Source organism: Maribacter corallii (assembly GCF_047345415.1).
Taxonomy (GTDB): Bacteria; Bacteroidota; Bacteroidia; order Flavobacteriales; family Flavobacteriaceae; genus Maribacter_C.
Genome location: NZ_JBLFEP010000005.1, coordinates 456852 through 468896 on the forward strand (window position 1 = coordinate 456852; position 12045 = coordinate 468896).

Here is a 12045-nt window from a genome sequence, read left to right on the forward strand (position 1 = left end):
AAATTCGAAAATGCTGGTTATAGGTATTGCGGGAGGTACGGGCTGTGGCAAAACAACGGTAGTCAATCAGATTATTGCCGAATTGCCAGACGAGGAAGTTGGTGTGATTTCGCAAGATTCCTATTACAATGACCTCTCGCATCTCACCCTTCCAGAGCGTCGGGAGACCAATTTTGATCACCCGAATTCCATTGACTTCCAATTGCTCGCGGCGCATTTGAAATCGTTAAGACAGGGACAGTCCATACAACAGCCGGTTTATTCTTTTTTGGAATGCAACAGAACCGATGAAACCGTCCCCACGCATCCGACCAAAGTGCTGATCGTTGAGGGTATTCTCATTCTTACTAATCCGAAGATTCGTGAGATGTGCGATATCAAGATTTTTGTTCATGCCGATTCCGATGAACGCTTGATCCGTAGGTTAAAACGGGATGTTAATGAACGGGGATGGAATTTGGATGAAACCTTAGAAAAATACCAGACCATTCTCAAACCGATGCACGATCAGTTCATTGAACCCACAAAGGAATACGCAGATATCATTATTCCAAATAATCGGTATAATACCGTTGCAGTAGACATCGTACGAAGTATTGTTAATGAAAAATTAGTACAATAGCGATGGGGTGGAACGAATTCAAAAAAAGCAAATGGTTTGGTGTAGCGGCTATATTCAGTAGTATATACGTTTTGGTGCTTACGGCTTTCGTAGTTTGGATGCTCTTCTTCGATACCAATAGCTTGCTCATTCATCTAGAATTGAAAAAAGAAATCGATAAACTGGAAAATCAAAAAGAGTTCCTGCAAAAAGAAATCGCCAAGGATAAACAGATCATTGAAAAATTATCCGATCCCAAGGAGCTAGAAAAATTCGCTCGCGAACAGTACTATTTGAAAAAGAAAAACGAGGAAATCTATTTGATAGAATATGAAGATAGTCTGAAACTTAAGGAAAAAGAGTAGCGACCCTTCATTACTTTTCCCTCGATTTCCACTGCTTCAGAGATATAACTTTCAAAATGGCCTGGTATTGACTTTTCAAGGCATTGAGCACCTTCATGGGCCTCTGGCGGTCTGTCTAAGGTTGGGCCACCTTTCTATCGGCCACCTGAACGGATTAAACTTTAACTCAATTTAACGGAGGCCGCCGCAGTTATTCACTTTCTGTTAACAAAAATCATTCCCTAGCGTTGTAAATAATTGTATTTTTACCCTCTAACTTGATAGATGAATGGGCAAGATTATTGCTATTGCAAATCAAAAAGGCGGAGTGGGTAAAACCACTACTACGGTAAATCTAGCAGCCTCCCTAGGCGTGCTTGAAAAAAAGGTGTTATTGATCGATGCGGACCCCCAAGCGAACGCCACTTCAGGATTGGGTATCGATGTGGAAGGTGTCGAATTGGGCACCTACCAACTTTTGGAACATACAAAGACGGCCAAGGAGACCATTATAGAGACTACAAGCCCGAATGTCGATTTGATTCCCTCCCATATTGACCTCGTCGCCATAGAGATCGAATTGGTAGATAAGGACGAACGCGAGTACATGATGAAAAAGGCCATTTCAGAACTGAAGGATGCTTATGATTTCATTCTTATCGACTGTGCCCCATCATTGGGCTTGTTGACCTTGAATGCATTAACTGCAGCTGATTCGGTCATCATTCCCATACAATGCGAATATTTTGCGCTTGAAGGGCTCGGCAAGTTGTTGAATACCATTAAAAGTGTTCAAAAAATACACAACCCCGATTTGGATATAGAAGGTATGTTATTGACGATGTACGATTCGCGTTTAAGGCTTTCGAACCAAGTAGTAGAGGAAGTACGAAAACACTTTTCGGATATGGTTTTCGACACGGTCATACAACGAAATGTGCGATTGAGCGAAGCACCCAGTTACGGTGAAAGCATCATAAAATATGATGCGAGTAGCAAAGGCGCGGCCAATTATCTGAATATGGCCAATGAAGTGATCAAAAAAAACAAGCAAACGGCATAAATGGCAAAAGCAACGAAAAAGCAAGCCTTAGGGCGCGGGTTGTCGGCACTGTTGAAAGACCCCGAAAACGATATTCAATCCGCATCGGATAAGAATGCTGATAAGGTCGTTGGCAATATCGTGGAATTGGACTTGGATGCTATTGAAGTGAATCCGTTTCAACCAAGATCCAATTTTAACGATGAGGCACTACGTGAACTGGCCACATCGATTTCCGAATTGGGAATTATTCAGCCGATAACGGTTCGCAAGCTCGACTTCAATACCTACCAACTCGTTTCCGGTGAACGCAGATTCAGAGCGTCGAAATTAGCGGGTCTACGAACGATTCCGGCCTATATTCGTATTGCCAATGATCAGGAGTCGCTTGAAATGGCCTTGGTCGAGAATATTCAAAGGCAAGATCTAGATCCTATCGAGATTGCCTTGTCTTATCAACGTCTGATCGATGAGATCCAACTGACACAAGAAAAACTAAGTGATCGGGTGGGTAAAAAACGCTCGACTATTGCCAACTACCTTCGGTTGCTGAAACTAGACCCGATCATTCAGACGGGCATACGTGATGGTTTCGTTAGCATGGGTCATGGCAGGGCTTTGGTCAATGTGGATAGCAAAGAAGAGCAAATCGATATTTACGAAAAAATAGTCGGTCAAAACCTATCGGTGCGCGATACGGAGCGCATTGTCAAGTCCTATCACGACAAACAAAAGGGCTCCATGAGTTCTACTGGAGGAGGCAAAAATCCCGAATTTGCGGTGCTTTCCAAAAAAGAACTTGTCGATTACCTGAACGCAAAGGTCGTGGTAAGTTCATCTGAAAAAGGAAAAGGAAAAATCACCATCCCCTTTACGTCTGAAGACGAATTGCTTCGAATCAAAAAACTCATCCTTGGTAAGTAAATCTTTTTTCATCGCCTTTTTACTAAGCCTGTTTTCGGTGTTATTATCAGCACAGGACGAGAATCCCGCGGAAAACGAAATCGACTCGGTACGTACCAACTTGCAGGAAGATGGCATTGTACTGCAAGATTCCATAGTTAAAAAAGAGCGTTACCTCAATCCCTTGGCCCCAAGTAAGGCCGCCTTTTATTCGGCCGTTTTACCAGGTTTAGGGCAGATTTACAATAAGAGGTACTGGAAAGTGCCTATCGTCTATGGAGCACTGGGCGCTGGTATTTACGCCTATACATTTTACAATGGGGAATACCAACGCTTTCGAACTGCCTTTAAGAGACGAAGAGCGGGCTTCGCAGATGATGAATTTATCAATGTCATTCCGCTACCCGGTGATGACCGGCTAGAACGACTTCAGAACGCCAAACAGAATGAACGTGATTTGGCACTTTTGGTCACCATAATTATCTATGCCTTGAATATTGTCGACGCGAATGTCGATGCCCATTTAAAACAGTTCAACATTAACGATGACTTGAGTTGGGATATGAATTTGCAACCCTATTTAGAGGCTAATCCCATTGATGGGAACCCAAATTACGGAATGAGCTTAACCCTAACTTTTTAGCAATGAGGATAGCACTATTCGGTTATGGCAGAATGGGTAAGATGATTGAACAAATCGCCTTGAAAAGAGGGCATACGATCATTTCGAAAATTGATGTGGATTCAGTGGATATCGATTATTCAATTATGGATGTTGCAATCGACTTTAGTATGCCCGACGCCGCTTTTGAAAATATATCTGGCTGTCTGAAACACCAGGTTCCGGTCATATCGGGCACCACAGGATGGTTGGATGCCTATGAAAAAGCCGTGGAAATCTGTCAAGAACATAAAGGCTCCTTTATCTACGCATCGAATTTTAGCCTCGGGGTAAATGTCTTTTTCGAGCTGAACAGTTACTTGGCCGAAATGATGAAAAACCTTAAGGACTATCGCGTTTCCATGGAAGAAATCCACCATACGAAAAAATTGGACGCACCTAGTGGTACGGCGATTACTTTGGCAGAGGGAATCTTGGAAAAAACGGATTATTCGGACTGGAAGCTTTCCGAGGCGGCCGAAAACGAGATTCCGATTACAGCGAAAAGAATCGATGAAGTACCCGGAACACATACCGTAGCGTACACCAGTGCCATTGACAGTATTCAGCTGAAGCATACGGCCCATAACCGCGAGGGATTCGCTCTCGGAGCCGTGGTGGCCGCAGAATGGATCATTGGCAAAACCGGTGTATTCACGATGAAAGATGTACTAGGACTTTAAAACGTCAGTTGAAGTAGTGTTAAAAACTGTTATTGTTTTAGTAAATATGTAACAGAAAAACTTGAACACAGACTTATTTTTGAATTTTGAATAATAGAAGGCCATGAGCGCAACACAATGGATTATTTTTATACTACTTGTTCAGGTTATCCACTTTCTGGGCACTTGGAAGTTATATGTAAAAGCAGGTAGAAAAGCATGGGAGGCCGCGGTGCCGATCTACAACGCTATCGTTTTGATGCAAATCATCAATCGACCAAAATGGTGGGTAATCCTTCTGTTTATCCCAATTATCAATTTGCTCATGTTTCCGGTTATTTGGGTAGAAACCATCCGAAGCTTTGGTCGAAGTACCTTATGGGAAAGTTGGGCCGTGGTCTTGACCCTCGGTTTTTACATCTATTACGTCAACTACTCCTTGGACGTCAATTACATCGAAGACCGTAGTTTGCATCCGACGACCGCTTTGGGAGAATGGGTCAGTTCCATCGTATTTGCGGTAGTTGCCGCCACCCTTGTGCATACGTATTTCATTCAACCCTACGTTATTCCGACCGGTTCTCTGGAACGTACCTTACGTGTGGGTGACTTGCTGTTCGTAAGCAAGTTTCACTATGGCGCACGTACGCCCATGACCGCAATCGCAGCACCTATGGTTCATGACACCTTGCCGTTGATCGGCTCACCGTCGTACATGAACAAACCCCAGATTCCGTATTTCAGATTACCGGGATTCAAGGACATCAAACGACAAGAAATCGTTGTCTTCAGTTGGCCGGCCGATACGGTACGCCAATTTTTCGTTGCCGAACAAGGTGTACGAAAACCAATAGACAAGAAATCAAATTATGTAAAACGTTGCGTGGGTATTCCTGGGGATAGTATCGAGGTGCGTGACGGGTACGTCTTCGCCAACGGAAAACAATTGGAACTGCCCGATCGCGCCAAGCCACAATTCGATTACATCGCCTATTCAAACAAAGGGGTTTCCTCGAAAATGCTTTTAGAGTCTGGCGTGGCGGATTTCAGCAGAATCTACGTGGCACAATCCTTAAATAGAAATCAGCAAATTGCCTTGGCACAAAACGGATTTCGCGCATATCAACAAGGCCAAGCGGTTCAAATCGTAGCTGGCATGAATGGAATACCCGGTGATTTCGTTCGACAGCACCGATTGGCGTTGCAAGAGGTCACCGATAGAAAACGTGTCGTGACGTTGACCCAAGAGATGAAAGAAAAATTGGAAAAGAATCCGGCTATCGATTCCTTGGTAAGGGCTATAAACCCAAAGGGCAGATGGGCTTCAAACCTGTTTCCACAAAATGCCGAGTACCCATGGAACTACAGTAATATGGGAGCTATTTACATTCCCGAAAAAGGGAAGACAGTAGACCTAAATCTAAAGGTCTTACCGCTCTATAAAAAAATTATCCGCGAATATGAAGGGAACACCCTAAGTGTTTCCGGTAATGAAATCATCATTAATGGGCAAGTCGTCGATTCTTATACCTTCAAACAGGATTATTACTGGATGATGGGCGATAATCGTGATCATTCGGAAGATAGTCGTGCCTGGGGCTACGTACCGGAAAACCACATTGTAGGAACACCAATTTTTATTTGGATGAGTTTCGACAATTTTACCGATGCGGCCGGACGCGTCAACAAACCATGGAAATGGAAACCCCGATGGGACCGCATTTTTACCACGGTGAACGGTACCGGGGAACCTGTTTCATATTTCAAATGGTTCTTATTCGCCTTAGCAGGATACTTTGTTTTTGACTATTTTAGAAAGAAGCGGAAGGTAACCAAAGAGTGATCTCTTGTCTTCTTGAATTGTTAGACAGTTCGTATTGTTCCTAAGACTGTCATGGACCACACGAAATCAAAGTTGTTACATCTTGAAAGAATAAACCAAGCTTAAACGAATTGAGAACCCTTTTACACCCTGCCTATTTACCGAACATCCTCACCTTCGGTGTTATCGCCCAAAAGGAAATCGTATGGGAGGTTCAAGACAATTTTCAAAAACAGACCTTTCGCAATCGCACCTATATCTGTACGGACAGAGGGAAGTTGATGCTCAACATACCGATTAAACATGTAGGCAAGAATCAGGGGAGACAGTATTACAAAGACGTCAAAATTGACAACAGTGATCATTGGCAACGTCAGCATTGGCGGACACTGCAGACAGCTTATCGTACCTCACCCTTTTTTGAGTACTACGAGGATGACATCGCACCCTTGTACCAGCAGCAATATGAGTCCCTTCTTGAATATAACCTTAGTGCCATCGCCTTGATTTGTGATTGCCTACAAATCGAAATGCCTACCGTTCGAACCACAAGCTATAACGTTGACCCGACGGAGTTACAGGAGGCACGCTTTTTGGTCAATGCCAAAAAAGAGATTCAGACAGACTTCCCATTCTATAACCAAGTATTCGGTGAAAGACATGGCTTTTTAAAAAATATGAGCGTACTCGATTTACTGTTCAATGAAGGTACCGGTGCATTGACCTATCTTAAGGCAATCAATTTGGATTTGTTGGATGCTTAGGTTCTTTGTTCACTACGGAATACACTTCATAGTACCAATTGCAGTGGGTATGGTCTTCTTTAAGACCAGTCAAAAGCGAGCTATCTTGATATTATTGGGTGCCATTCTCATCGATGTGGACCATCTCTTGGCGAATCCCGTTTTTGACCCGAATCGCTGCAGCATTGCTTTTCACCCCCTGCATTCCTATTGGGCGATTTCGTTATATATAGCGCTTCTATTCTTTCGTAAAACAAGAATATTTGGCATCGCATTGCTCATCCATATTTTGGCAGATCTAACCGATTGCTATTTCATCACCGGCCATTTGAAGGAGGCCATCACAGGATAGTGGTCTGAGTAGGACACATCATAGTTGGTGTGCGATTTGACTTCGAAAGAGGCATCGGACAAAATAAAATCGATGCGTAAGGGAACACCGTGAAACACGAAGGTACGACCATACCCCGTGCCTTTCTCCAAAAACGTATCTCGGAGTTCTCCCCTGATTATCCGGTATACATTTGAATACTGCCCATTATTAAAATCGCCACACAGGATACTTTTATAGGGTGATGATGCGATATGATCCTCGATTACTTGGGCCTGCTCCACTTGCTTTCGAAACGCGTGACTCACTTGACGAAATAGTTTATCGGTGGGTTCTTTGCTCAGCACTCCCTGACCCGGTGTAATACCCAGCGATTCCAAATGCACATTGTAGATCCGAATCGTATCATTTTTGTATTGAATATCGGCATAAATGGCGTTGCTATCAGTTCTCGGAAGATTGAGCAATCCGGTATTTATGATGGGGTATTTCGAAAATACCGCCAATAGTCCCTTACCCATCATATGAATGTACTGCAAATAATGGTACGGGTACTGCTTGAAATCATCACTCGAATCGTAAAATGATTCTTGAATACAGAAAATATCCGGGTCTTCCTTTTTCACAAACGCCTTGATATCCTTCAAAACCGTCTTACTGGGTAGCTCTTCATAGCGATTAAAACATCGCACATTGTAACTCATGACCTTTAGATTGCCGTCCTCCTTATCCTTTGAAAAGGGAATTTGATAAAAAGAATCAAGGCTAGCGTAGCTCAGGAGTATGATAAGCAGGGAGAACCCAAAGTATCTTTTTCTACGGACGATCCAATACAACAAGAAAAGAAAGTGGGCCAATACCAATAGCGGAACACCAAGGCCCACAAGGGAAAGATAAGATAACTCCAAACTTCGCACAGTGGGAACAAAACACGCCAATAACAGTAATGCAACAGCCACAAGGTTGAGGAAGAGAACGAACTTGTCGAATCGCGATAGCTGTTTTTTCACCGATCAATCTTCCTTACCTGCTTTGAACAAAAAGTCCTTTTCGGCCTTTGATAAGCTATCGTATCCAGATTTACTGATCTTGTCGAGTATATCATCTATTCTACGCTGATGGGCATCTTTGCCACTACTGGCTTTTGTCTTTGAAGTCGTTCGCTTCTTTTTGTAGACTGTTTTTAGGGGAGCTTTCTTCTCTTTGGATTTGAAGGTGTTCGCCAGACCATCCATAAAATTTGAAAAACCTGCTCCGATATCACGACCTTGAGAAAGCTGTCTTGCATAAACATAACCGAGTAAGGCACCACCTAAATGAGCAATGCGCCCACCGATATTATCCCCACCGGAGCTGATTTGCAACAAATCGATCAGCACAACAAAGACCCCAACATGCCAGAGCTTCACATTGAAAAATATAATACGAACCTCTTGATTGGGAATATAGGCACAAACGAATATCAAAACCGCCATTACACCGGCCGAGGCACCCAACAGTACTCCTCCTCCACTGGAAAACAAACTATCGGTCAGCATGTAGAACAACCCTCCGAGCATCACTCCTAAAAAATAGATGTTCAAAAAACGCTTGCCATCGAAAAGATTGAGCAGAATACGCCCTGCAATAAACAGCACATACATGTTCCAAAGAAGGTGTAAAATGCCCGCATGTAAAAAGGAATAGGTAATAATAGACCAGGGCTGACCGATAAATTCGATAAAATCAGCAGGTATTACAAACCAACCCTCCAAAGCGGGATACACCAAATTACCAAGCAATCCGACCGCAATAAAAACCGCAATATTAATGGCGATCAGCTTTTCTGAAACGCTTAGTCGAGCGTATTGATATCTCAATCCTCCAGCCATGATTAATTCCAACGATTTTTATTGAACGAATTCTTTTTCCAATACCACATTACGATAAAACCGAAAACCGCTCCTCCCACGTGCGCGAGGTAGGCCGTATTACTTGGGCTGAAAAAGGATTGCCCAGTGATTGCGCTGATGACATCCAAAAGAATAATACCCGGGATAAAGTATTTAGCCTTTATCGGTATCGGCAGGAAAATCAACATAAGCTCCGCGTTCGGGTTCATCACCCCAAAAGCGGCCAATATGCCCATAATACAACCGGAAGCCCCGACCATGGACGAGAAATAGGTGTCTCGGTAAACGGGATATGCCTCTTGCAGCTTTTGGAACTGTAATTCGGTCAATCCCTCAATGGTCTTATTATCGGCCATCATTTGAAAGATTTGATCCGCAGTGAGCCCCATATTCAACAACTCGTTATGAATCGGGGAATAATTGAAATAGTATCCACCCAACTGAAACAACACCGCACCAAGGCCCGCCGAGAAGTATAGAAATAGAAACTTATTCTTGCCTAAATAGTTCTCCACTGGACCTCCGAACATCCATAGCGCAAACATATTGAAACCAATATGGGCAAACCCACCATGCATGAACATATGCGAAACAATCTGCCATATCTGAAAATTCGGGTTCTCCGGAAACCAAAGGGCGAACCAGGCATACATCTGATCCCCGTATATCTCAGTGGCAATAAAAAAAAGCACATTGATAATCAACAAATGCTTTACGGCTTCAGTTAGTCGGTTCATCATTTAAATAAATCTTTTATCAATATCATTTTCGGTAATCGTGATATATACTGGTTTGTTAAACGGACTCACCTGTGTTTCCTTACAAGCGAAGAGATCGTTCACCAAAGCGAGTTGTGAAGATGGATCTAGGGCCTCTCCGGTTTTTACAGATAGGGTCTTGGCCAAGGTTTTCGCCAAAAGGTCGGTTTGGGAAAAACTGTCCGCACTCACTTCCATTTGACAGTCGGAAATCAATTGGTCCAAGACCATCCCTACCTCACTTTCCGCGACCAAAAGTGGTACACCCGTAATTTCTATCTGCTCTTCTTCCAGCTTCCCAAAAACAAAACCCGTTGTTGCAAGGCTGTCCTTAATATCTTTCAACATACGCATATCCGATTTAGAGAAGGACAATACCAGTGGAAAAAGCAATTGTTGGCTTACCGCCTCTTTTATCGTAATATTTTTTAGGAACTTCTCATACAATACCCGTTGGTGCGCCCTACTTTGATCGATAACCACCATTCCCGATTTAATGGTCGTTACAATATACTTTCTTTTAAGTTGAAAAGTAGTGGCGTGGCTCTCCTCCGCTTCGTGTTTTCCGTCAAAAATTGAACCTGTACCTAAGTCCGATTCAAACTTCATACTACTGAAGCCTTCACTCGATTCCAAATCGGATTCTAGGCCTACATACAGACTGTCCCAACTTTTGGAAGTACTCTGGGAACCAAAACTACTTTTGTACCGATTGGAGGTCGAAGTACCTTTTCCTTGAGCCACTTCCTGGAAAGGATTAAAGCCCGCGTCAACCGTTACCCCTGGTAACGAAGCCGCTTTGTCTTTATAGGCGTAAGGCGTATCAAGATTGCGATCCTGCTCAAAATCAAGGGCCGGAATAACATTGAACTGCCCCAGACCATGTTTGATCGTAGATCTTAAAATAGCGTACAACGTATGTTCATCGTCAAATTTCACTTCCGTTTTAGTGGGGTGGATATTGATATCGATCGAGCCAGGGTCCACCTCCAAATACAAAAAATATCCAGGATACGTATCCGGTCGAATGAGGCCTTCAAAGGCGGCAACCACCGCATGATGTAAATACGGGCTTTTAATAAAACGGTTGTTCACAAAGAAAAACTGTTCGCCCCTACTCTTTTTGGAAAACTCTGGTTTATTGATAAATCCGGAAACCTTAACGACCTGGGTGTCTTCCGAAACCGGCACCAATTTTTGATTGGTCTTGGCTCCGAAGATATGAACGATCCGCTGTCGGTAATTCGCCTTGGGCAAATTGAACAGTTCACTACCATTGTTATAAAAATGAAATGCTATCGATGGGTGGGCCAAAGCCACACGGTGAAACTCATCGGTAATATGACGTAATTCTACTTGATTTGATTTCAAGAAGTTACGCCTTGCAGGAATATTAAAAAAGAGATTTTTAACTGCAATGGAAGTACCCTTGGGAACTGCCGCTACTTCTTGTGAAGTGACCTTACTACCCTCTATTTTCAGATGGGTGCCCAACTCCGTTTCGGCAGGTTTGGTCTGCATATCAACATGGGCGATAGCTGCAATGGAAGCTAAGGCCTCTCCACGAAAACCTTTGGTATCGAGATCAAAGAGGTCCTCGGCCTTCCGTATTTTAGATGTGGCGTGGCGCTCAAAACTAAGCCGCGCATCCGTTGCGGTCATACCGGTACCATCATCGACAATTTGAATAAGGGCCTTACCGCCGTCCTTAACAATAAGCTTAATTGTATTTGCCTTGGCATCGATGGCATTTTCAAGCAGCTCTTTGACTACCGAAGCGGGCCGTTGTACTACTTCACCCGCTGCAATTTGGTTCGCAACATGGTCGGGAAGAAGTTGAATGATATCCCCCATTAGTTGCCGAAGAATATAGAAAGGTCAAAATCAAAAATCCACAGCACTATAAAAATGAGCACGGCCACGATGACTATAAGTCGGGTATTGATTTCACGATTACTGCGATTTCTACTCGCCGACCTCGCTTCTCCCCATTGTCCTCTCAGTCCTGAAGCCTTAGCGGATTCGCGATACTTAGAGAATTTGGAGTCCACGGAAAAGGAATTATCATTATCCTCATCTTTCGAATACCGCGGTACGTAAACGAATGTATTATTTTTCTTAAGCTTAAACCCTTTTAACCTCAAATCGTGATTTTTTTACACTATTCTCAAAGTTACTTAAAATCAAAAAACATGCCGTTGTTCAAATGCCAATTTTTGTTAACAGTAGTCAATTGAATCATACGGTTCCCCAGCGCCCTTAGTACAGCTTAAATTAATGGAGGGT

Annotated in this window: 14 protein-coding genes; 9 read left to right on the forward strand and 5 right to left on the reverse strand. The window is 43.3% G+C overall.

The window, feature by feature from the left end; translation table 11 throughout:
- The first annotated feature begins 10 nt into the window (after window positions 1–10).
- The 9 genes from udk to ACKWCA_RS19420 all read left to right on the forward strand — a co-directional run bounded on the left by udk (window position 11) and on the right by ACKWCA_RS19420 (window position 7130).
- The gene (gene udk, locus ACKWCA_RS19380; RefSeq protein ID WP_413979888.1) at window positions 11–622 is read left to right on the forward strand and encodes a uridine kinase; all 612 of its coding nucleotides are present in this window, start codon (window positions 11–13) and stop codon (window positions 620–622) included.
- Window positions 623–624: 2 nt separating this feature from the next.
- Entirely contained in the window at window positions 625–966 is a 342-nt protein-coding gene (locus tag ACKWCA_RS19385; protein WP_413979889.1) for an FtsB family cell division protein, read from the forward strand.
- A 268-nt stretch (window positions 967–1234) separates the two neighbouring features.
- A complete protein-coding gene (locus tag ACKWCA_RS19390; protein WP_413979890.1) occupies window positions 1235–2008 on the forward strand; it encodes a ParA family protein in 774 nt (257 codons plus the stop codon).
- Window positions 2009–2911 carry a ParB/RepB/Spo0J family partition protein gene (locus tag ACKWCA_RS19395; RefSeq protein ID WP_413979891.1) on the forward strand — a complete coding sequence of 301 codons (903 nt, stop codon included), beginning with the start codon at window positions 2009–2011 and terminating at the stop codon, window positions 2909–2911.
- A gap of 37 nt (window positions 2912–2948) precedes the next feature.
- Window positions 2949–3533, forward strand: a complete 585-nt coding sequence (locus ACKWCA_RS19400) for a DUF5683 domain-containing protein (RefSeq protein WP_413979892.1) — start codon at window positions 2949–2951, stop codon at window positions 3531–3533.
- A 2-nt stretch (window positions 3534–3535) separates the two neighbouring features.
- Entirely contained in the window at window positions 3536–4234 is a 699-nt protein-coding gene (gene dapB, locus ACKWCA_RS19405; protein ID WP_413979893.1) for a 4-hydroxy-tetrahydrodipicolinate reductase, read from the forward strand.
- A 103-nt stretch (window positions 4235–4337) separates the two neighbouring features.
- Window positions 4338–6056, forward strand: a complete 1719-nt coding sequence (lepB, locus tag ACKWCA_RS19410) for a signal peptidase I (RefSeq protein WP_413979894.1) — start codon at window positions 4338–4340, stop codon at window positions 6054–6056.
- Window positions 6057–6166: 110 nt separating this feature from the next.
- On the forward strand, window positions 6167–6799 hold the full coding sequence (locus tag ACKWCA_RS19415; protein WP_413979895.1) for a WbqC family protein: 633 nt from the start codon (window positions 6167–6169) through the stop codon (window positions 6797–6799).
- The gene (locus tag ACKWCA_RS19420; protein WP_413979896.1) at window positions 6792–7130 is read left to right on the forward strand and encodes a DUF6122 family protein; all 339 of its coding nucleotides are present in this window, start codon (window positions 6792–6794) and stop codon (window positions 7128–7130) included. The genes ACKWCA_RS19415 and ACKWCA_RS19420 overlap by 8 nt, the downstream gene beginning before the upstream one ends.
- Here ACKWCA_RS19420 and ACKWCA_RS19425 read toward each other — a convergent pair.
- Genes ACKWCA_RS19425 through ACKWCA_RS19445 form a run of 5 tightly spaced genes read right to left on the reverse strand, consistent with a single transcriptional unit; the run spans window position 7088 to window position 11903 of the window.
- A complete protein-coding gene (locus tag ACKWCA_RS19425) occupies window positions 7088–8119 on the reverse strand; it encodes an endonuclease/exonuclease/phosphatase family protein (RefSeq protein WP_413979897.1) in 1032 nt (343 codons plus the stop codon). The two genes, ACKWCA_RS19420 and ACKWCA_RS19425, sit on opposite strands and share 43 nt — an antisense overlap.
- A gap of 3 nt (window positions 8120–8122) precedes the next feature.
- Complete coding sequence (locus ACKWCA_RS19430; protein WP_413979898.1) at window positions 8123–8992, reverse strand: rhomboid family intramembrane serine protease; 870 nt, start codon at window positions 8990–8992, stop codon at window positions 8123–8125.
- Complete coding sequence (locus tag ACKWCA_RS19435) at window positions 8983–9738, reverse strand: rhomboid family intramembrane serine protease (RefSeq protein ID WP_413979996.1); 756 nt, start codon at window positions 9736–9738, stop codon at window positions 8983–8985. The genes ACKWCA_RS19430 and ACKWCA_RS19435 overlap by 10 nt, the downstream gene beginning before the upstream one ends.
- 3 nt (window positions 9739–9741) lie before the next feature.
- Window positions 9742–11613: a DNA mismatch repair endonuclease MutL gene (gene mutL / locus ACKWCA_RS19440; protein WP_413979899.1), complete on the reverse strand. Its 1872-nt coding sequence runs from the start codon at window positions 11611–11613 to the stop codon at window positions 9742–9744.
- On the reverse strand, window positions 11613–11903 hold the full coding sequence (locus tag ACKWCA_RS19445) for a hypothetical protein (RefSeq protein ID WP_413979900.1): 291 nt from the start codon (window positions 11901–11903) through the stop codon (window positions 11613–11615). Before ACKWCA_RS19445 ends, mutL begins: the two co-directional genes overlap by 1 nt.
- Between the last annotated feature and the right edge of the window lie 142 nt (window positions 11904–12045).

Bases quoted from the DNA above. Each gene is read 5' to 3' on its own strand.
- udk (WP_413979888.1), top strand. From the start codon at position 11: ATGCTGGTTATAGGTATTGCGGGAGGTACGGGCTGTGGCAAAACAACG.
- ACKWCA_RS19385 (WP_413979889.1), top strand. From the start codon at position 625: ATGGGGTGGAACGAATTCAAAAAAAGCAAATGGTTTGGTGTAGCGGCT.
- ACKWCA_RS19390 (WP_413979890.1), top strand. From the start codon at position 1,235: ATGGGCAAGATTATTGCTATTGCAAATCAAAAAGGCGGAGTGGGTAAA.
- ACKWCA_RS19395 (WP_413979891.1), top strand. From the start codon at position 2,009: ATGGCAAAAGCAACGAAAAAGCAAGCCTTAGGGCGCGGGTTGTCGGCA.
- dapB (WP_413979893.1), top strand. From the start codon at position 3,536: ATGAGGATAGCACTATTCGGTTATGGCAGAATGGGTAAGATGATTGAA.
- lepB (WP_413979894.1), top strand. From the start codon at position 4,338: ATGAGCGCAACACAATGGATTATTTTTATACTACTTGTTCAGGTTATC.
- ACKWCA_RS19420 (WP_413979896.1), top strand. From the start codon at position 6,792: ATGCTTAGGTTCTTTGTTCACTACGGAATACACTTCATAGTACCAATT.
- ACKWCA_RS19435 (WP_413979996.1), bottom strand. From the start codon at position 9,738: ATGAACCGACTAACTGAAGCCGTAAAGCATTTGTTGATTATCAATGTG.
- mutL (WP_413979899.1), bottom strand. From the start codon at position 11,613: ATGGGGGATATCATTCAACTTCTTCCCGACCATGTTGCGAACCAAATT.